Origin of the sequence: Erysipelothrix inopinata (assembly GCF_014396165.1) — a bacterium.
Lineage (GTDB): Bacteria > Bacillota_I > Bacilli_A > Erysipelotrichales > Erysipelotrichaceae > Erysipelothrix > Erysipelothrix inopinata.
On sequence record NZ_CP060715.1, the window covers coordinates 1,775,074 to 1,795,535 of the forward strand.

19 protein-coding genes are annotated in these 20,462 nt (G+C 35.6%); all 19 read right to left on the reverse strand.

Annotated elements, in window-relative coordinates; genetic code table 11:
- Positions 1-42: 42 nt before the first annotated feature.
- A complete protein-coding gene (locus H9L01_RS08635; protein ID WP_187533558.1) occupies positions 43-921 on the reverse strand; it encodes an ATPase, T2SS/T4P/T4SS family in 879 nt (292 codons plus the stop codon).
- A 56-nt stretch (positions 922-977) separates the two neighbouring features.
- A complete protein-coding gene (locus tag H9L01_RS08640) occupies positions 978-1,610 on the reverse strand; it encodes an MBL fold metallo-hydrolase (protein ID WP_187533559.1) in 633 nt (210 codons plus the stop codon).
- Positions 1,611-1,638: 28 nt separating this feature from the next.
- On the reverse strand, positions 1,639-1,788 hold the full coding sequence (gene rpmG / locus H9L01_RS08645; protein ID WP_187533560.1) for a 50S ribosomal protein L33: 150 nt from the start codon (positions 1,786-1,788) through the stop codon (positions 1,639-1,641).
- A 43-nt stretch (positions 1,789-1,831) separates the two neighbouring features.
- Positions 1,832-3,856 (reverse strand): peptidoglycan D,D-transpeptidase FtsI family protein, encoded by a 2,025-nt coding sequence (locus tag H9L01_RS08650; protein ID WP_187533561.1) that lies wholly within the window; start codon positions 3,854-3,856, stop codon positions 1,832-1,834.
- A 14-nt stretch (positions 3,857-3,870) separates the two neighbouring features.
- Complete coding sequence (locus H9L01_RS08655; protein WP_187533562.1) at positions 3,871-5,196, reverse strand: DEAD/DEAH box helicase; 1,326 nt, start codon at positions 5,194-5,196, stop codon at positions 3,871-3,873.
- The gene (locus tag H9L01_RS08660) at positions 5,189-5,851 is read right to left on the reverse strand and encodes a tRNA (adenine(22)-N(1))-methyltransferase (RefSeq protein ID WP_246448982.1); all 663 of its coding nucleotides are present in this window, start codon (positions 5,849-5,851) and stop codon (positions 5,189-5,191) included. Before H9L01_RS08660 ends, H9L01_RS08655 begins: the two co-directional genes overlap by 8 nt.
- Positions 5,851-7,224, reverse strand: coding sequence for an RNA polymerase sigma factor RpoD (gene rpoD / locus H9L01_RS08665; RefSeq protein WP_187533563.1), 1,374 nt, complete (start codon positions 7,222-7,224; stop codon positions 5,851-5,853). The genes H9L01_RS08660 and rpoD overlap by 1 nt, the downstream gene beginning before the upstream one ends.
- Entirely contained in the window at positions 7,208-8,971 is a 1,764-nt protein-coding gene (dnaG, locus tag H9L01_RS08670; RefSeq protein ID WP_187533564.1) for a DNA primase, read from the reverse strand. Before dnaG ends, rpoD begins: the two co-directional genes overlap by 17 nt.
- A 6-nt stretch (positions 8,972-8,977) precedes the next feature.
- Entirely contained in the window at positions 8,978-10,354 is a 1,377-nt protein-coding gene (locus H9L01_RS08675; protein WP_187533565.1) for a glycine--tRNA ligase, read from the reverse strand.
- Between the two features lie 30 nt (positions 10,355-10,384).
- Positions 10,385-11,080, reverse strand: coding sequence for a DNA repair protein RecO (recO, locus tag H9L01_RS08680; protein ID WP_187533566.1), 696 nt, complete (start codon positions 11,078-11,080; stop codon positions 10,385-10,387).
- Positions 11,070-11,966: a GTPase Era gene (gene era / locus H9L01_RS08685; RefSeq protein WP_187533567.1), complete on the reverse strand. Its 897-nt coding sequence runs from the start codon at positions 11,964-11,966 to the stop codon at positions 11,070-11,072. Before era ends, recO begins: the two co-directional genes overlap by 11 nt.
- A gap of 15 nt (positions 11,967-11,981) precedes the next feature.
- A complete protein-coding gene (locus H9L01_RS08690; protein WP_187533568.1) occupies positions 11,982-12,350 on the reverse strand; it encodes a diacylglycerol kinase family protein in 369 nt (122 codons plus the stop codon).
- A complete protein-coding gene (ybeY, locus tag H9L01_RS08695) occupies positions 12,325-12,768 on the reverse strand; it encodes an rRNA maturation RNase YbeY (RefSeq protein WP_187533569.1) in 444 nt (147 codons plus the stop codon). The genes H9L01_RS08690 and ybeY overlap by 26 nt, the downstream gene beginning before the upstream one ends.
- 144 nt (positions 12,769-12,912) lie before the next feature.
- On the reverse strand, positions 12,913-15,789 hold the full coding sequence (locus H9L01_RS08700; RefSeq protein ID WP_187533570.1) for an InlB B-repeat-containing protein: 2,877 nt from the start codon (positions 15,787-15,789) through the stop codon (positions 12,913-12,915).
- 148 nt (positions 15,790-15,937) lie between these two features.
- A complete protein-coding gene (phoU, locus tag H9L01_RS08705) occupies positions 15,938-16,570 on the reverse strand; it encodes a phosphate signaling complex protein PhoU (RefSeq protein ID WP_187533571.1) in 633 nt (210 codons plus the stop codon).
- Positions 16,571-16,581: 11 nt separating this feature from the next.
- Positions 16,582-17,334, reverse strand: a complete 753-nt coding sequence (pstB, locus tag H9L01_RS08710) for a phosphate ABC transporter ATP-binding protein PstB (RefSeq protein WP_187533572.1) — start codon at positions 17,332-17,334, stop codon at positions 16,582-16,584.
- Between the two features lies 1 nt (position 17,335).
- Complete coding sequence (gene pstA, locus H9L01_RS08715; protein ID WP_187533573.1) at positions 17,336-18,559, reverse strand: phosphate ABC transporter permease PstA; 1,224 nt, start codon at positions 18,557-18,559, stop codon at positions 17,336-17,338.
- Positions 18,556-19,488 carry a phosphate ABC transporter permease subunit PstC gene (pstC, locus tag H9L01_RS08720; protein WP_187533574.1) on the reverse strand — a complete coding sequence of 311 codons (933 nt, stop codon included), beginning with the start codon at positions 19,486-19,488 and terminating at the stop codon, positions 18,556-18,558. The genes pstA and pstC overlap by 4 nt, the downstream gene beginning before the upstream one ends.
- Positions 19,489-19,533: 45 nt before the next feature.
- Complete coding sequence (locus H9L01_RS08725) at positions 19,534-20,445, reverse strand: substrate-binding domain-containing protein (RefSeq protein WP_187533575.1); 912 nt, start codon at positions 20,443-20,445, stop codon at positions 19,534-19,536.
- Positions 20,446-20,462: the final 17 nt, after the last annotated feature.

Here is a 20,462-nt window from a genome sequence, read left to right on the forward strand (position 1 = left end):
TGCTCCAAATCAAATTTTATTCGTTCAAGTTTATTATTTACTTCATTTCTTTTGAAGTAGTTTTTTAATTTCTCTTTGATTTTTAATTTTGTATTTAATGTGTACGTCGTTACCCTCTCTTTTCATTTCTTGAAATATGATTCCTTGAAGCAACATTTCTAAATCATCAATACTTGTATCTAACTCAGTGAGACGCCGTATCACTTGATCGAGTTCTCCACTATGGATTGTTGATGCGACTAAGTGCCCCGACAGACCACATCGTATGCATTGCCGGATGTCTTCTTCGGTTCTGATTTCTCCAAGAACAATAATATCTGGATCATGTCTTAGTAGTTGCGTAATCCCTTCCGAATACGTTAACAAATCATTAACTTCAACTTGAACCCAAGAATCATTAATACGCTCAATTGGATTCTCTAATGTATATATTTGTTTACTTTCAAGACTGGAAACAACATTAAATAACGTTGTAGACTTACCACTACCGGTTGAGCCACAAAACAATATGATGCCACTATTCGATTCAAAAAGCTTGGTTATCTTGACTCTATCCTCGGCGCTATTTATGGAACTTTGTATAGAATCAATTCGATTCATATTCAAAACTCGTATCACCCCCGTTTGGATGTTGTTGGTTTCTATACATGCAAAACGAAACTGATAGTCAAAGGAATTAATACAGTAGGAAAATACAACTGTTTGAGGGCGGAAACGATCAGTTAAACTGACTTTTGAGTAAAACTTAATATATTGGAATAATGCATCAATATCTTTTGATTTAAAGTCGGTAATTAACAATTTATGTCTTCTCAAAACAATCTTTTGAGATTTCGAGTCCATTGTGATATGAATATCAGTACAGCATTTACTAATAGCTAAATTCAAAAGATTGTTAAATTCTAAATGTAATTGTTCCATGTTAACAACTATGAATGATTCTTCATGAAACCTAAAAAAAAATCACCGAAGTGATTTCATTTTAGTGCTTGCTTAACATAATAATTACGTTTTATTTCTTCATCCAAGGTTGTTGTATTACCATGGCCTGGATATAATATGATCATGTCATCTTTATAAGTATCAACAAATTCGCGAATTGCTTCATTCAAAGCATTCATACTTCCTGTAGGCAAGTCTGTCCTACCCACAGATTCTTCAAAGATGAAATCACCATCAAATACATGATTATCCAAAACATAACTAATTGACCCACTTGTATGACCTGGTGTCTTGATAACATCAAAATCAAAAGATCCAATATTCAATGGTTCTAAATGGATTGGTGTTACCTCTGCTTCGATAATATACTCTTCCGGAATTTGATTGGATAGGTTAACTCGAGGATTTTTAAGGTAATGTATTTCTTCATGGTACATATAAACAGGACAATTGAATTTATCAACTACTGCATCGATACCAGAAATATGATCAAAATGACCATGTGTAATTAATACTGCTATAACCTCTTTGCCCTTTAATGGTTGTAGCAATCGTGTCGCATCACGATTAGGATCTAAACACGGATCAACAACGATAACTTCATTGTCTTTCTCAATGTAGTATGTGTTGGTAGCTGCAAACCCTAACGTACGATATGTTATTTTCATATCAATAGAAAAAAAGCCTATACTAGGCTTATTTTTTCTCTTTGTGTAGTGTATGTTTTTTGTCACGTGGGCAGTATTTTGTGACTTCCATACGTTCTAATTGAACTTTTTTATTACGTGATGTGTAGTAGTTTTCTTCACCACATTCAGCACATTTTAAAATAACTTGAGTTCTCATGGTTTACCTCCGTACTTAATAAGCTATGTCATTATAGCATAAATTAATTATCTTTCATATAGTAATCTATTACTTTTGTTGTAAGTGGACCACAAACATTTAATAACGCATATCCTGTTCCACGATCTGGATAAGCATTTGGAGCAACACAGCTCACAGCTACCTTTGGCGAATCAAACGGAGCAAATGCAACGAAGGTTGAATTACGCAATCCATTCGAATCTTGAGCGGTACCTGTTTTCGCAGCAACTGGGAATCCCAGACGGTTGATGTCAGTACAGTTTCCTGTTGCAGCACACTGTCTCATTCCTTCACGAACATGTGACAATGCCTCCGGATTTTCTAATACATTTAATACTTCAACATTGTTTTGATAAACAGTTTCTTTAGTATCATGATTTTGAGCTTCGGTTACAAAGCGAGGTTTCATTCGATATCCACCATTCGCAATGGTTGAAATATATTGATTTAATTGAAGCGCATTGTAGTTATCAAATTGGCCAATAGCAAATTCGAGTAATGTACCCGAGTTATTCGTTGAACCTTTAAATCCAATTTCTTCACGAGGATAGTCAACTTGAGTTTTAACACCTAAACCAAATTGGCTATAGTAATCTCGCATAGTTCCATAAGTTTTTATTGGATCTGGGAAAACTAGCGGTCCATTGGGAACGTAAGTTGTATTTCCTAAACCAATTGCAACATAGAACATATAAATATTACTTGAGAGTTTTAAAGATGACACATCATCTACCATACCAAGGTTACGATACGAGACACGTGCAGGAGTTCCTGCAATCGTCATAGGCGTATCCATAATCGCCTGACCATGTTTCATGACACCCTCGTTAAGTCCCATGTAAACAGTAGCTCCCTTAACGGTTGAACCGAGTGGGAAAGCATTTAACATGATACGTTGCGGATCATTGAAATAATTACCATCACTGCCTCGTGTAACTGCAGAAAATGCGAGAATATCTCCTGTATTCGGATCAGAAACAACGACTTGAATTTGGTCCATATTTTTCCGGTCAGCAATACCTTCCATACTTCTTAGAAGTGCTTCCGATTCACTTTCAACATATTTTTGCAAATCAAAGTCAATTGCAGTTACGAGATCAAATCCTTTTTGACCTGGTTTCTTTTCGCTGACTTCAATTTTGCTACCATTCTTTTCATATTCCACATCAACGCCAGAAAGTAAGCGTTCATATTGATACTCTAATCCATAGACTCCAACTTCAGCGTCTTTTGCATAACCGCTAGAAATAAAGTAATCGAGTTTCTCATATGGAATATCTCCAACACCACCGAAGATGGTTTCTAAGTTAATTTCTTCGTTATGTTCTCGTTCATATCGAATTCGATGTGAGAATCCAGGAAATTCATTAGCATGTTCTGCAAGGTATGCAATCTGTTCATTCGTAACTTCTTCCATAATTAATGCAGATTGACCCATCTGAATATTTTCCATTTTAGAAACGATATTAAAAGCTTTTCTCTTTTCAGAACTCAAAGAATTAATCATTTCCTCAGTAATTCGTTCTCGTTTCAATTTTTCAGCTTCTGATTCTTTCAAACTCCCCTTTTTGAAGAGTTCATTTTCTTCATCTGTTAATAGCTCTTTACCAAGTTTGTTTTCACGCAACCAAAGTGTTTTGAGATCATACTCATTGAGTTTTTCTTCAACCGGAAATGCATTTGCAAAATGCATTCCCAACTCCATTTTAGCGTCATAATCCATTGACTTAATAGGATCATAAACAATGGTATTAATCGTTCTATTAGAAACAAGTACTTTACCATTTCTATCATGGAATTCACCACGCATAACATTACCTTTTATAGGTGGTGTCGTATATTTTTCTCGAAGATCTGCAAAATGTTCTGCTTGAACAATTTGAACTTGATATAAACGCCAAACTAGAATTCCAACAAGGATCATGATAATCCCCATTAGAATCTTCAGTCTGTAATTTATAAGTTTCTCAACATCCATTTTCTTTTTAAGGTGTTCACTACTTCCTGAATAGTCTTTAACACGATTTTTATTTTTAAGGAAATTCATGACTCACCTCCGTTTTACATTTCTCGTTCTTTTTGTTTTGCTTTAGCTCTTTCTTTTTTCTGAAGTCTGATTTCTTCACGAATCATTGCACGTTTCTTACGTGACATCATATCATCAATCTCACGTTTACGTTTCACTTTGTATCCAGGTTTAACTTTAATCTTTTTACGATTTAAGATTTGAGCAACTTCAGGATCGACTTTTTTCGTGCGTTTCTCAATATTGTAGAAAGGACGTGCCGGAACCAAGGTCCCTTTTTCAATTTTCATATAATTGAATACAACATTACTCTTCATCAATTTTGAGACAGAATTTTGATCTTTAGGACCTACAATAGAGATACAGTATCCTTCACGACCAGAACGCCCTGTACGACCAGAACGGTGTGTATAGAATGATAAATCATGTGTTGGAAGTCCAACATTAATAACATGACTAATCTCTGGTAAGTCAATACCACGAGCAGCTAGGTCTGTTGCAACGATGTATTGAACTTTCTTACTATGAATTCGTGACATAACTTGTTTACGACCACGGTCATCAACATCTCCATGGATTTCAACGCAGTCGATACCATAATCACGTAAGTATCTCGCAATTTCAACAGCTTCTGTCTTTGTATTGGTAAAGATAATAACTAGAAGCGGATTGATAACTGATAAGATATCTAATACAGCTTCTTCACTATTACGGTGGCGCCTGTTTACTAATATATGTTCGATTCTAGGTTTAAGTTTTTCTTCCGTAGAAACAATTTCAATCGGATGATGAAGGTATTTTTTAATAAAACTTCTTAATCCCGATGGGATTGTTGCTGAGAAAAGCATAAAGGTAGTTTCAGTTAGCAATCGCGATGCGATGGTATCAACTTCATCAATAAATCCGTAGTCTAACATCATATCTGTTTCATCGATAATACATACCTTAATTGTATCAACACGAAGTACATTCCAACTTAAAATATCAATGAATTTACCAGGTGTTGTTATTAAGATATGAGGTTGTTTTGCCATTTTAGACTCAAGACGTTTGTTATCCATCCCACCAATTGCAAGTTCAATTGAAATTTTGGGTTCAACTTCGATAATATCACGCGCAAAATTATTTATTTGCATCGCAAGTTCACGAGTTGGCGCTAGAATTAAAGCCTGTGTTTGGTTTAAGTCTGGATTAATTTTTTCTAAAATTGCGAACAAAAAAGCATGTGTTTTCCCTGTTCCGGTATCGGATTTAACAATTAAATCTCGATTTGTTTTAATTTCCTTCAATACTTTTTCTTGTACCGAAGTTAACTCAACGAAATTATTTTTTTCAAATAACTTTTGTGATAGTTCATTCATGAGCACCACTTCCTTCTAAATACGTTTGTATCACATTGAATTCATGACTAAGGTTTTCATCATGTTGTTTTATTGTTTGTAATTTATCACGTCGTTGTTGCAGATGCTTAATGTATTCCACATCTTTATTACGTGATAAAATGGGACCAATTATTTGTTCTTGATCAGTTAGGATTCGTTCATTTTGGCTATAACTAACTTTAATAATAAAAGTAGGAATCGTACGATCAAACATAAATAGCTCATCTTCAATTTCAAAGCCTGCACCACTTAATTTTTGACGTAACCAAGGATTCTTAGTATTTGATTGAATAATTATCAAATCGTTTTTATCAAATGTATATCCCAAAATAATATCCCAAATTGTTTCAGCACCCATACCCGCAATTACAAAGCAATCAGCATCGCCCTCAAACCCCTCTAAGCCATTTCGCAATTGTAATTCAACACAATCATTCAAATCGTACTTAGCAATATTCTTTTGAGCTTGACTCAAGGGCAATTTCGCAATATCCAATCCATAGGCTTTACGAACCTTACCACTTTCAATACTTTTTGCAATCAACAACCCATGATCAGTTCCCACATCAGCAAGAATTGCATTTTGCGGGATTAAATCATGAATTGCCATTAATCTTTTTGATAACTGAATCATTATCGTTTGTCTACGAAGTCACGAAGACGTTTTGAGCGTGTAGGATGTTTAAGTTTTCGTAATGCTTTCGCTTCGATTTGACGAATACGTTCACGTGTAACATTAAACTCTTTACCAACTTCTTCAAGAGTGCGTGTTCTACCATCTTCAAGTCCGAAACGAAGACGCAATACTTTCTCTTCACGTTCAGTAAGGCCTTCTAACACCATGTTAATTTCTTCTTTGAGTAATTGATTGTTTGCATACTCATCTGGTGACATTGCATCTTTATCTTCGATAAAGTCTCCTAAATGAGAATCATCTTCTTCACCAATTGGTGTTTCCAATGAAACTGGATCTAAAGCAATCTTTTGAATTTCACGAACTTTTTCAGGTGTGATGCCTTCCATCTCAGCTGCAATTTCTTCTGCAGTCGGTTCACGTCCAAGTGTTTGAACTAATGAACGTTGCACACGAGTCAATTTATTAATTGTTTCAACCATGTGAACTGGGATACGAATTGTACGAGCTTGGTCAGCAATTGCACGTGTGATTGCTTGACGAATCCACCATGTTGCATAAGTTGAGAATTTGAATCCTTTCGTATAATCGAATTTTTCAACAGCTTTAACAAGACCCATATTACCTTCTTGGATCAAGTCAAGGAATAACATACCACGTCCAACATATTTCTTAGCAATTGAAACAACAAGACGTAAGTTAGCTGAAATTAAGATACGACGTGCTTCTTGTCCATCAAAGTATGTATCAATACAGTTGTCAACATAAGCAAGGTTTGATTCATCATCTTGGAAATGGTCTTGAAGAATGTCAAAGATATCTTCAATCTTCAACTCTTGCATAATTATCTCAAATTCTTCATCATCAACATCTGCTGCAAGATGCTCACGATAGAGATTTATAATCAATTCTTTCGCTTGTTCACCCTCTTGAAGTCGACGTGCAATTTCAGGTTCGTCTTTAGGATCAAGAAGATTAACACGACCAATTTCCTTCAAGTACATTTTCACTGGATCATTGATACGTACAAGGTTAGCGGATGTGAGTTCATTTTCATAGGAACTTAAATCAACCTTATTCATGGAGTCATCAAAAGGAACATCTCCATCAACAGCATCATCATCTAAAAGCGCATCGTCTTCCAATGCATCTTCGTCATCAAGAAGAACTTCTTCTTCAATGTCATCCTCTTCATCAACTAAGATAATATTATTATCTGAAAACCAATTGAAGAGTTCTTCTGATTCATCATCAGATAAATTCAAGTGATCAATTGCTTTCTCAACATATTCATTAAGTAAACGTTGATCTTTCTCAGACTGTTTTAAAAACTCCTCTTTTACTTCTTCTAAAGTTTTAATCTTTTTCGCCATTCATGTTCTCCTTTTTATTCGTTCTCATCGTTTTGATTGCTTGTTCAAATAATTCAATTTGATCATCAATCGTAACTTGCTCTCTTATTTGGTTTCGATACGCATTAACATTCATCGTTACCAAACGTTTCTTCACTAATTCAATATTTTGATATAACCCTTCTTTGTTATATCGATCAATCAGTTCATCCTCTTCCAATTCAATTGCGAACTTTTTCAATTTGTCATTCACATCCAAAGATAAAATATCGGCAATGGCAATTTCTTGTTGATTACGATATTGATCTAATAGAATCAACGCAAAATCAGTTGCTAAATCCGATATCAGAAATCCTAATTGATCTCGATATATATATGCAGCTTCTTTCGATAACATCATATATTTTAATATGGATCTTTCAGGGATGCTTATGTTAAATTGATTCATGTTCTCGACAATTGTTCGTTGCACAATTTCAGGTTGGTCCGTTTTATGAACAAGTTGTTGCGACAAGACGCTATACTCGAAACCTGTTTTGTCTGCAAGTTTCTTTAAATAATAACTTTGTTCAAGTTCGTCCTCTTGACCCAGATGTTTGAGCATAAATTCGACGACATGTTTGCGTTTTTCAAATGAATCAAGGCCGTATTGGCCAATCGCATAGCTCATTAAAAAATCAAGCCAATGGATTCTATCATCTATTCCACGTCTTACTGCGTCTTTCCCGTTTTTACGAACTGCTTCATCGGGGTCGAGACCACTATCATTATACCATACTGTGATATTACATTGTTCATTTCTTAATTTCGTTCCTATCTGATATGTTGCCTCGAGTCCAGCACGGTCACCATCGAATGCTAAAACAATATTATGACTGCATTCCTTAATAAGACGAATTTGGTCTGGAGTACATGCTACTCCGAGTAATGAAGCAACATTCGGGAAACCAATCTTAGTAAAAGCAATGGTATCCGTGACACCTTCTGATAAGATGATAAACCCCTGTTTACGAGCTACATCTTTAGCACGGTGAAAGTTGTAAACAGTTTTCCCCTTAACATAAAGCTTAGTCTCACTACTGTTGATATATTTAACAGAGTTATTGTTATCTAAAGCACGCGCGCTAAACGCGATAACTTGACCATATCTATTATGAATTGGAAACATAATACGATCATAGAATACATCCATAACGCCACGATCATTAAGGCGCGCCAAATCACACGCAATTAACGTTTCATCATCAAACCCTTTTGCTTTCAGAAATTTAGTAAGCTGAAAATTATCATAAACAACGCCAATTCCGAATTCTTTAATTAATGCGTCATCATAACCACGTTCACGAATCGCACTTAATCCGCGTTGCCCTTCTTTAGTAAAAAGTTGGAACGACGTAAATTTTTGCGCCTCATCCATGGCTTCTAATAACTTTTCTTTTTCTTCGTCAACAGGTTTTGTCTCTATTGATTCGTATTCACTCACATCAATATTTGCATACGTTGCTGTTTTTAATACTGCATCAATAAAATTCACTTTTTCATAATCTTGGATAAAAGTAAAAACATTGCCGCCCGCTCCACAAACAAAGCATTTATATATTTGCCGATCTGGAGAGACAGACATTGACGGATCATGATCATCGTGAAAAGGACAAACACCAACATAGTTTTTGCCCTTTTTTGATAATGAGATATAACGTGATACAACGTCAACAACATCCGTTTTAGAGCGAATGTCATTAATTAAACTTTCTGGCAATCGCCTCATTTTTCATCACCCATTAATTGCTTTTGTAATAATATCTTTTGCTTCTTCAATTGTTACACGAACTTGTTCCATTGAGTCACGGTAACGAAGTGTTACAGTGTTATCTTCAAGAGAATCAAAGTCTACTGTGATAACAAATGGTGTTCCAATCGCATCTTGACGACGGTATCGTTTGCCGATGCTTCCGCTTTCGTCATAATCGCATGCAAATTCGCCCATAAACTCACCAAGGACTTCTTGCCCTTTGTCAGATAGCTTTTTAGACAATGGTAAGATACATACTTGTACAGGAGCTACTTTCGGTGCAAATCGCATAACGATACGTGAATCGTTTTCAAGTTCTTCTTCATCATATGCTTCACAAATCAATGCTAACATGAGACGTTCAACCCCTAATGATGGTTCAACACAATAAGGAATATATTTTTCATTTGTTTCTGGATCTAAGTACTCCATATTAACTTTCGAATGAATTTGATGTTGTTTAAGGTCATAGTCAGTACGGTCTGCAATACCCCATAATTCATCAAATCCCCATGGGAAACGATATTCGATATCACTTGTACCTGTTGAATAGTGAGATAGCTCTTCAGCATCATGTTCACGCAAAATCAAGTTTTCTGAATCAATGCCTAAATCAATTAGCCAATTCATTGCAAAATCTTTCCAGTATTCATACCATTTTAAATCTTCACCTGGTTTAACAAAGAATTCAAGCTCCATTTGTTCAAATTCACGTGTTCTAAAGATGAATTGACCTGGTGTGATTTCATTACGGAATGACTTACCAATTTGAGCAATACCAAATGGTAACTTCTTACGCATCGTGCGTTGAACATTACGATAGTTTACAAACATACCTTGAGCGGTTTCAGGACGTAAATAAATTGCATTCGTATTATCTTCGGTAACACCTTGGAATGTTTTAAACATCAAATTAAACTGTCTAATTGATGTGAAATCATGACCACCACAGTTAGGACATGGAATTTTATGTTCAGCAATGTAGCTTTCCATTTCTTCATTTGTCATAACACCTGCATTAACAGTGTTCCCTGAAAATTCTTCAATTAATTTATCTGCACGATGACGTGTTTTACATTGACGACAATCCATCAATGGATCATTAAACGTATCTAAGTGTCCACTTGCTTTCCAAACACTTGGGTTCATTAAAATTGCAGACTGAATCCCAACGTTATAAGGGTTACGGGATACAAATGATTGCCACCATAACTTCTTAACATTTTCCTTTAATTCAATTCCTAAAGGTCCGAAATCCCATGTGTTAGCAAGACCTCCATAAATCTCGCTTCCTTGGAATACAAAACCTGTCTGTCTTACATGATTGACAATTGTTTCAAATTCATATTTCTTTACCATTTTCTCTCACCTTCTCATATACTTTCTCTATTATACATTAGAAATTAGTTTCCAACTATTAAATTTATAATCTCCATGATATTCCAAATAATCAATCAGTACTGATAGTACTTGTTTAGCGTCTATTTCTTCTAGATAATCACGAATAGATTCCCGTGTAAATAGACCTTTCAAGGCTATTAACAACTCTTTTTGATTATGTCGATGGTTTCTTACATGTTGTTGGCAAAGATACCCACCTTGCTCAACTGAGAATTGCGAAATCAGCGAACTACCGCAGATAACACAACCCGTGACATCTGGCGTAATCCCTTGAATTTCAATGATGTTTTTTACAAGCTCAATTAAAGTAATAACTTGAGATGTATCTCTTAAACCCTTTGCAAACATTGCATAGAACAGGTCATGATATTCTTCATCATAACAACGAATCGTAATCTCACTTAAACAAGAACTATACAACAACCAATCAAAATCTGATCGTCTCGTTAAATAACCATCTAGAAGTTCACCACCTGTAATACGGTTCAGTTGATTATCATTAAACTTTGATTCATATTTTACATAAGAATATTCCAAGCCCAGTTTCCCCTGTTTTGATTTAGGTTTATAGTAACCCGGCAAAATCAATCGCATGAGCCCATGGTTCTCGGATAAAAACGTAATCATTGCGTCATGTTCACGGTAAGGAACTACCGCAAGAACATAACCACAATCAGGATTCATATTGAATTTCAATATATCCGAGTTGATTTAACATCTTAGCACGATTACGCCAGTTTTTCTCAACGCGAACATAAGTTTCAAGATAGACTTTCCCACCCATGATTGTTTCTAATTCTTCACGAGCTAGAATACCAATTTTCTTAATCATTTGACCTTGTTTACCAATAATCATTCCTTTTTGTGAAGGTCTATCTACAAAGATAACAGCAGAAATAATAGTAGAACCATCCTTCTTCACAATCTTTTCAATAGCAACGGCCACTGAGTGTGGGATTTCTTCTTCCGTAAGTTTTAAAATTTTCTCGCGAATAATCTCAGCATAAATGAATTGTTCAGGATAAGCACTAACTTGATCTTTTGGATAGTACATTACTCCTTCTTCAAGATAATCTAACGTTACATCTAGTAAGCGATCAACATTTTGGTCTTGAAGTGCAGAAATTGGAATGATTTCTGTAAACTCAAAATCAGAGAATGTCGCAATTTTAAGTAACATTTCATCTTTCTCCATTAAGTCAGCCTTGTTGATAACAAGAAACACAGGCAACTTAACTTTCTTTAATTTTTCAATTACAAATTCATCACCTTTACCAAAAGGTTGTGATCCATCAATAATATAGTAAATAATGTCTACACCTTTAAAGTGAGCATACGAAGCACTATTCATTCGTTCGCCCAACTCATGTTTTGGTTTATGAATACCTGGAGTATCAATAAAAATCATTTGATAATCTTCTTCTGTTCTCACACCAATTATCGCATCGCGAGTTGTTTGTGCTTTTTCAGATACGATTGCAATTTTTTGCTTTACAATTTGATTAATAAGTGTTGATTTTCCTGCATTCGGTCTTCCAACAATTGATATAAATCCTGACTTAAATTCCATTCATTTCCTCTTTTCTTAAATAAATCGACCTACGACAATAATTACAGCCACAACGACCGCATATAATGCCGCCAACAACACTGCCCCTGCAGCGATATCTTTAACCTCTTTAACATGTAAATCATATTTTTTTTCAACAAGATCACATACATCTTCAATTGCTGAGTTCAAAAATTCTGTAATAAGAACTAAAAAAATTGCTGACAGAACAAAGAGCCACTCGTTTGTGGTAATTCTAAAAAAACTGAAAAAGACAATCGAAAGAATCGCAAATACAAATTGTATTTTGATACTTTTATCAAATCTTAGTCCAGCGATAATACCTTGAATAGCACATTGGAATTTTTTTATCGTTCGATTAACGAGACTTTCTTGCGATTTCATCCAATATCCTTTCTTGAAGCCCAAACATTTCCGCTTCATCTTCAGGAGTCATATGGTCATAACCCAAAAGATGTAAGTAACCATGAGTTACAAGAAAACAGAATTCTCTTTTTAAACTGTGTCCATAATCTTCAGCTTGACGACGAATTGCATCCACACTAATTACAATGTCCCCTAACATGTGAACGCCATCTTCAACTGAATGATCTTCAAAACTTAATACATCAGTCGGACGATCAATGTCTCTAAAATCTCGATTCATAACATGGATGTCCTCGTCATGAACTAAAACGACACTAACTTCCACATTTTTGTCTGTGTCCGTAAGCGTCAATGTCTTATCAAGAATTGGTTCTAAATACTTTTTATAAGAAGCCCATGATTGTTCACGGCTGTTATTTATATAGTTTATTTTCATATCATCACTTCCGTGTTCATTATATCACAATTTTATTTATTATTACCCTTTAATTACTCGCTATTCCCAAGTGTCCTTTCTCTAAATAATATGACTCCAATAAAAAAAGTGAATCACCGATATTCAATGACTCACTTTTTCACATTAATGTTTATTTTCGTAACTATCTTTTTTCTTTTTAATCATCTCAAGAAGGACAACCATTCCTCCGAGTGCTGCAACCGCCATTGGAAGTGAGTTTTCCGCCACACCCGTTTCCGGAAGTTTTTCTACAGGTTCAGGTTTAACTTCTGGTTTTGGGGTTTCGGGTTCTGTTACTTCGGGTTCTGGTTTAACTTCTGGATCTATGGATTTTTCATTCCATTTTGCAAAGAGAGTAATATCAGAATTAACAACATCAACAGTAAAATTCCATTGAGTTAAGAATGTTGAATCGCTATACCAACCTGCGAACGTAAATCCTTCGCGTTGTGTGATTGGTTCAATTAACAATGTTCCAGCACTTACCTTAAACAAATCATCGACCTCTGTTCCACCATTTTCCTCAAAAGTCACTGTATAAGTCACAGGGATTGCTTCCCATTTAGCATAGAGTGTCACATCTGATTCAACGAGATCAACTGCAAAGTTCCATACAGTTGTGAAACTAGCATCTCGATACCAACCTTTAAATGTATAACCCGCTTTTGTAGTTGTAGGTTCTGTTAGTTTCGTTCCTGTTTCTACTTCTGTAAGATTCGCAACCTCAGTTCCGCCATTTTCTTCATAAGTAACTGTGTACGACACAGGAATTGCTTCCCATTTCGCATAAAGTGTCACATCCGATTCAACAAGATCAATATCAAAGTTCCATACAGTTGTGAAACCTGTATCTCGGTACCAACCTTTAAATACGTAGCCCACTTTCGTAGTTGTAGGTTCTGTTAGTTTCGTTCCTGATTCTACTTCTGTAAGATCCGCAACCTCAGTTCCGCCATTTTCTTCATAAGTAACTGTGTACGACACAGGAATTGCTTCCCATTTCGCATAGAGTGTTACATCCGATTCAACAAGATCAATATCAAAGTTCCATACAGTTGTGAAACCTGTATCTCGGTACCAACCTTTAAATACGTAGCCCACTTTCGTAGTTGTAGGTTCTGTTAGTTTCGTTCCTGATTCTACTTCTGTAAGATCCGCAACTTCTGTTCCACCATTTTCTTCATATGTTACAGTGTATTTCTCATCAGTTGCTTCCCATTGAGCATATAGCGTTAGGTTTCTGGTAATTGGCATATCAAAATTAAAATCAATCATGAAATCATCATTATCAAAGTACCAGCCCATAAATTTGTAACCGGGTTTTACTGGATTGCCTTGATCAGCAATTAGTGAACCATTCTTTATATTAAGTATCGGGTCAATTGACGAACCACCATTCGTATCAAAATCAACTCTATGGAAGATTTCCAATTCCCCGACATCTACCAACACTTGATAACTAAAATATGTATTGAAATTATCTTCTGGAATTGCTCCATTTTCATCTACAGCACCATCGGGTATGTCGTAGTCCATAGAACCCGAAAGAACTTTTGTTGGTGAATTCATGGTATTCATTTCATAATCAGGATCATTACTTCGACGAATCATGTCTGCCATCTGTGCTTCACTTAGTAAGATTTCATAGCGTGTAAAGAACTCTGGAGCATCAATATCATCAGAAAACCCTTCTATTAAATTTCCATCTCTGTCTAAGTATCTAACTATAAGGGGTTTATCTAGTTCGTCGTAATAATCATCTGGATAATCATCATAACTTCCAAAGTCATAACTTGAATACACAGCATTTTTCATATATTTACTTTCAGAGTCGACCACTAGTTTATTTTGACTATTTAAGTATGTAACCATAAACGGATTATCAAATACAATTTTGTAGTAAACTTTCTCATCGACTATCTCAACTTCAGGTTTTTCAAAAAATGTTGTACCAATTTCTCCAGATTGCATTTCAAATGAAAACGATTCAGAACGTTGATTCAACTGGGTTAAAAAACTCATATCAACGAACTTTAGAGAGTAATCAAAATGTATTTGCACTTGATTTTCCCATCCACTTAAAACTGGATTGAAAGATAGAGCCAACAAAACTTTAATGACTTCATCTTCAAAAATTTTGACATTTTCTTTACTTGATAATGTTTTTGAAATGTACCAATCTTGGTCAAAATAATCTGCATTCATTACATCTTCCGGCAATTTTGCTTCAAAAACAACTTCATAAATATTTGTCATTTTAGCTAATCCTTGTAGCTCCTCATTAGTGATTGGTGTATTAGGATCAATTCTCACAGTTAATTTATTTACATTTTTAAAGTATTCAATACCTGTGTAATCACGAATTTCTCGATACTCGAATTTAGAGGTATCTTTATCTTCGAAAATATAAGGCGTTTCAAAATCATAAACGAAATTCAAATCATCTTCACTGAATGGCAATTCATATCCTTTTGCATCAATCATATACTGCACTAAATCATCCGAAATGAGTGAAGTGTCAAATTCCTTCTCCCAATATGCATAGAAAGTTTTATTTTCTGTAATGCGGCCTGATTGACTAATCTCAACTTTATATTCTTCATCCGCATACCACCCTTTAAAAATAAATCCTTCTTTTTTAGGTTCGGGATATGAAGAAAAAGCTTGCGAAGGATAGCTACCTTCATCTACTTCGTACACTGTTTTATCCATGGTTCCACCCATTGGATCAAAAGTTACAATTACTATAGCGTTATCTTCAAGCTGATCGAATTCGTTTTCTGAAATTTCAAGTTCGAGAATTTCTTTATCCTCAACAGGTTCCTTAGCCTCTTCGATTGATAAAGGTTCATCTTTATTATCTAAGGACTCAGCGTTTGTGTTAGAATTTGCAGTTGGTTCATCTAATAATGGTGACTCTTCTGCATTAATAAGAGCATAGTTACTAAACGAAAACAAAAGCAAACTCATAGATACTGTAATACTTATTGTTTTTTTCATACTTTTCTCCTTATTCATTACTATAAATTATAGATGTATTAATCTTTAACAATGTGATAGAACAACGAAAGTTAAAACAAAAAAGTGCATTTTGATCCATGTTGGAATACTATCTCATAAAAAAACGCCACAATCGTGACGTTTAATCTTACCCAAAATCAATGTGTTGACCCTTTACAATATAAATCACCTGTTCACAGATATTTTTCGAATGGTCCCCTGCTCGTTCAATATTTCTTAAAATGCCCGTTGTGGCAAGTGGGAAACGATGTGCTGCATCAGTATCATCAGCGAACCGATTCATAATACGTTTGAATGCATCATCAAGACGATCATCAAGTTCTGCAGCAATATAAGCTTGCTTCACATCTTGACTCTTTAAGACACCTACAACAGCGTCAAAGTTCTCTAAGAAGAGATTTCCGATTTCCTCAATCTCTTCATCATAAGGTGTTTCAAGATAATCATTTTTGATAACAAAACGACCAATGTTTTTTGAATAATCACCGATACGTTCTAAGTCTGAAGCAATTTTTATGCCACCTATTAACCAACGCAAATCTTTCGCAACAGGTTGCATTAGCGAGAGAATTTCAACCGCACTGTCATTGATACTCTCATCAGCATAGTTAATGTGATCATCACGTTCAATAACTTCTAATGCTAACTCTTTATCACCTGAAATTAATGCTTTAATAGCCATGTCCATTGATTTACGAACACGATTCGCCATATCCAAGATTTCTTCTTGGTATTCTTCCATTCTTTCTTCGATTCTCATAGAGTTCCTCCTTATCCGAAACGACCTGTAATATAATCTTCGGTTCGTTTATCTTTTGGTGTGTGGAATAGTTTTTTGGTTTCTTCATACTCAATAACTTCACCCAGCAAGAAGAATGCTGTCATATCAGAGATACGTGCTGCTTGTTGCATGGAGTGAGTAACGATAACGATTGTGAAGTCCTTTTTCAATTCCACAATTAATTCTTCAATTTTAGCGGTAGCGATTGGATCCAATGCTGAAGTAGGTTCATCCATCAAAATTACTTCCGGTTTAAGAGCAATGGCACGCGCAATACAGAGACGTTGTTGTTGTCCACCAGATAGGCGTAATGCAGAAGCATTCAAACGGTCTTTCACTTCTTCATAAAGTGCAGCTTTTTGAAGCGACTCTTTCACAACCTCATCTAAAATCTTCTTATCTTTAACACCTTGACAACGTAGGCCATAAGCAACGTTATCATAAATACTCATTGGGAATGGGTTTGGTTGTTGAAAAACCATTCCGACGTTTGTTCTTAGTTCTACAACATCAGTTTTACTACTATAGATGTTTGTTCCATTGAAATTGAAGGTTCCCTCAATACGACATGAAGGAATTAAATCATTCATTCGATTAAAACATCTTAGAAATGTTGATTTACCGCAACCAGATGGTCCAATAAAAGCGGTGACTTTACGATTTTTTATATTCATATTTATATTTTTTAAGGCTTGATGATCGCCATAATATAAATCTGCATTACTGACTTCAAAACTATTCATATTAAGCTCCTAACTTCTTACTGAGTCGTTTGGTAAACAACTTCACTGATATATTTAATATTAACACAATTGCTAAAATAATTAACGAAATGGCAGATGCTAACTCGAAATTTGGTTGTTCTGCACTCATAACTGCCCAGATGTGAACAGCAAGCGTTGTTGCACCTTTACCAATTTGCGGAGCATCATTGATAAATGTTCCCATCGTGTAAATAAGAGCAGCAGATTCTCCAATAACTCTACTTACCGCAAGTAGAACTGCCGATAAAATACCTGGCAATGCGGAAGGTAAGATGATCTTGAAGATAGTTTGAGTTTGAGTAGCACCCAAAGAAAGGCTCGACATACGATAGCCTGTAGGAACAACAATCAGAGACTCTTGAACTGATCGAATGATTACTGGCAAGAGAATAATAGCCATTGTCATTGATCCAAGTAAAATACTTAACCCGTCAATTCCCAGCATTGCTGTTATTGGGTAGAGTACAGCAATTCCCATTAGACCAAAGATAATACTTGGGACACCTGCCAACATTTCGATGCAACGTTCAATGAGTTTATTCATCTTATTAGGAACAGCAATTTCATTTAAATAAACAGCTGCGAAAATTCCCAATGGTAAAGCAAATAGTAGTGATAAACCAATCAACATTAACGTAGCCAGTAACGAGCCCCAGATTCCTCCTCCTGGTGTTTTAAAGTACAAGGAGTCAACATGATCCATGAAGTCTAGCTTCATCGCTAGCGACTCGGATTTATCACTGAAGATTGCACCACCAAACATAGGCGTTCCTGTTTCATTAGTTCCTTCAAGTTTTTCAACTTGATCTCCGACAGATATAGTCAATTTTTCACCGTAATTTGGTCCTTTTGACGCATTTACAGATTCATTGAAAGGCGACTTGGCATCAATATAGTCTACAACAATCAGTCTTTGTTTTTCATGACTGATGACATCTTTAAATCCAATTCCAAATTTATGACTAAAGTATACGTCATCACCGAGTGACTCAGGTTTTTCGAATTTACCCTGAGGGGCCTCACTCCATTCAACAAGATAATTTTGTGACCAGTAATCGTTACGTAACATATCAATACTTAATGTATCTTTACCTTTTACGAATACAAAAGCAAAAATAGCAACTAAAACAATTAACGAGAAGGAAGATGCGAGATACGTAAAGAATTTCGCAATACCGTCTTTAATTTTACGTTTTCTTGTCATTGTCCTTCAGCCCCCACTTTCTTCTTCAACTTATGAATAGCAAAGTTGGAAATTAGGATGGTTACCATAAGTACAATCCCTACTGAGAATCGAACGTCATAATCGACTCCCGTTGTTTCTTTAAGCCCTGATAACATCGTAGATGTAAGTGTTCTCGTAATATCAAAGGGATTCCAAGTTGGACCCAATGATTTATTACCAGCCACCATCGATACCGCTGTGGCTTCTCCAAAAGCCCTAGCTAGTCCTAAAATAAGTCCAGCAAAGATACCTGATTTAGCTGAAGTAAGAACAACCTTAAAGTTTGTTTGAGTTTCTGAGGCTCCTAAAGCAAGAGAACCAAGTTCTAAATTGTGGTCTACTGCTTTAATCGCAACGATGGATAATGAAGTCATTGTTGGTAAAACCATAATTGCTAACAAGATAACAACCGCAAGCATGGAACGACCACCAAATGTTGTGTAATTAAACGTTGCCGCAAGGCCATCAACCCATGAAACGATAATCCCAGATGCAAATACCCCGTAAACAACCGATGGTATCGCTGCGAGCAATTCGATAACTGTCGTTAAAACTTTATCCAATGGTTTAGGTGCTATTTTCACAATAAATAAAGCTGTTAATGTTCCGACAGGAAATGCAATTAACATTGCAAAGAAAGCTGTTATTAAAGTATTGATTACAATAAATAACACACCATAGATATGCTGGTCATTTCTCCAAACAAAACCGGTTAGAAATTGCCACAAATCAACTTGATCTGGACCATAAGATGGCAAGAATACTGAAATCCCCTTTTTAACGATAAATATGAAGATAAATACAATCATGGAGGCAGCGAGAATTCCCGCTAATTTAAAAATACTTCTAAAGATTATATCAACGATTTTTTTTCGCTTCTGATAACCACTTGACCACTGTTCATTCATAAACTTAATCCTTTCTTCATGCGAAAAGCTTAGCGTATGCTAAGCTTACTTGACGTCACTCCAGTTTTTTGCTGTTCCGCCAAATATTTCTACGAGTTGTTTTGCTGTAAAGTTTGTAAAATCTTTGTTGTCTTTATGAACAACAACGACTACTGCATCTTGAGCATAAACTCCTGTAGCCATTCCTTCGCTTACTTTTTCATCATCTTTGAAACTACGTGATGCAAATCCAATGTCGATACTGTTTGCACCTTCTTTTTCAGATCCGATTGTACGCTTTGCGCCATCCCCAGAACCTGTATGATTGGGTTCCCATTTGAAGTTACCAGCAAGAGGAATAAATTGTTCGACTGCAGCTTTTAGAGTTTTCTCTACTGAAGTAGATCCTCCTGTTTTAATTGTGATTGAAGAATTATCTTGTTCAACGATTGGATGATTTACTTTAAGCTCTGACCAAGGTTTCCCTTTACTTGTATCAACAATTCCCCCAGCTGCTAAGACAACTTGTAATCCTTCAGTTGAGTTTGTGAGATAGTCTAGGAACGCTACGATAAGTTGTTCTTTACTATCATTACCAAAATCACCTTGTGCACGGGTAACATAGCTGAATGGACGTGCTAGTTTATAGGTTCCATTGTTTACTGTTTCAATGGTTGGTTTTACACCTTCATAAGCCATTGGTAAGATACCATTTGCTTCAAAATCAGTTGTTAATGAAACATATCCGATTCCAGCAGGACTCGCACCAACTTGCTTAGCCATATCACCATTCGATGATGTTTCCGCACTATTGTTTGTCAGTGCTTCGAGTTTAATAATACTTTCAAATGCTTCACGTGTCCCGGATGATCCATCACGAGTATAGACCTTGATTTGTTTTGCATCCCCTGTTCCTGATTTTTGACCACAACCAACTAAAACGAAGAGTGCTAATAAGACCGCAAATACTTTTTTCATGGTTTTCTCCTTTGCAG

Bases quoted from the DNA above. Each gene is read 5' to 3' on its own strand.
- H9L01_RS08635 (WP_187533558.1), bottom strand. From the start codon at position 921: ATGGAACAATTACATTTAGAATTTAACAATCTTTTGAATTTAGCTATT.
- H9L01_RS08640 (WP_187533559.1), bottom strand. From the start codon at position 1,610: ATGAAAATAACATATCGTACGTTAGGGTTTGCAGCTACCAACACATAC.
- rpmG (WP_187533560.1), bottom strand. From the start codon at position 1,788: ATGAGAACTCAAGTTATTTTAAAATGTGCTGAATGTGGTGAAGAAAAC.
- H9L01_RS08650 (WP_187533561.1), bottom strand. From the start codon at position 3,856: ATGAATTTCCTTAAAAATAAAAATCGTGTTAAAGACTATTCAGGAAGT.
- H9L01_RS08655 (WP_187533562.1), bottom strand. From the start codon at position 5,196: ATGAATGAACTATCACAAAAGTTATTTGAAAAAAATAATTTCGTTGAG.
- H9L01_RS08660 (WP_246448982.1), bottom strand. From the start codon at position 5,851: ATGATTCAGTTATCAAAAAGATTAATGGCAATTCATGATTTAATCCCG.
- rpoD (WP_187533563.1), bottom strand. From the start codon at position 7,224: ATGGCGAAAAAGATTAAAACTTTAGAAGAAGTAAAAGAGGAGTTTTTA.
- dnaG (WP_187533564.1), bottom strand. From the start codon at position 8,971: ATGAGGCGATTGCCAGAAAGTTTAATTAATGACATTCGCTCTAAAACG.
- H9L01_RS08675 (WP_187533565.1), bottom strand. From the start codon at position 10,354: ATGGTAAAGAAATATGAATTTGAAACAATTGTCAATCATGTAAGACAG.
- recO (WP_187533566.1), bottom strand. From the start codon at position 11,080: ATGAATCCTGATTGTGGTTATGTTCTTGCGGTAGTTCCTTACCGTGAA.
- era (WP_187533567.1), bottom strand. From the start codon at position 11,966: ATGGAATTTAAGTCAGGATTTATATCAATTGTTGGAAGACCGAATGCA.
- H9L01_RS08690 (WP_187533568.1), bottom strand. From the start codon at position 12,350: ATGAAATCGCAAGAAAGTCTCGTTAATCGAACGATAAAAAAATTCCAA.
- ybeY (WP_187533569.1), bottom strand. From the start codon at position 12,768: ATGAAAATAAACTATATAAATAACAGCCGTGAACAATCATGGGCTTCT.
- H9L01_RS08700 (WP_187533570.1), bottom strand. From the start codon at position 15,789: ATGAAAAAAACAATAAGTATTACAGTATCTATGAGTTTGCTTTTGTTT.
- phoU (WP_187533571.1), bottom strand. From the start codon at position 16,570: ATGAGAATCGAAGAAAGAATGGAAGAATACCAAGAAGAAATCTTGGAT.
- pstB (WP_187533572.1), bottom strand. From the start codon at position 17,334: ATGAATAGTTTTGAAGTCAGTAATGCAGATTTATATTATGGCGATCAT.
- pstA (WP_187533573.1), bottom strand. From the start codon at position 18,559: ATGACAAGAAAACGTAAAATTAAAGACGGTATTGCGAAATTCTTTACG.
- pstC (WP_187533574.1), bottom strand. From the start codon at position 19,488: ATGAATGAACAGTGGTCAAGTGGTTATCAGAAGCGAAAAAAAATCGTT.
- H9L01_RS08725 (WP_187533575.1), bottom strand. From the start codon at position 20,445: ATGAAAAAAGTATTTGCGGTCTTATTAGCACTCTTCGTTTTAGTTGGT.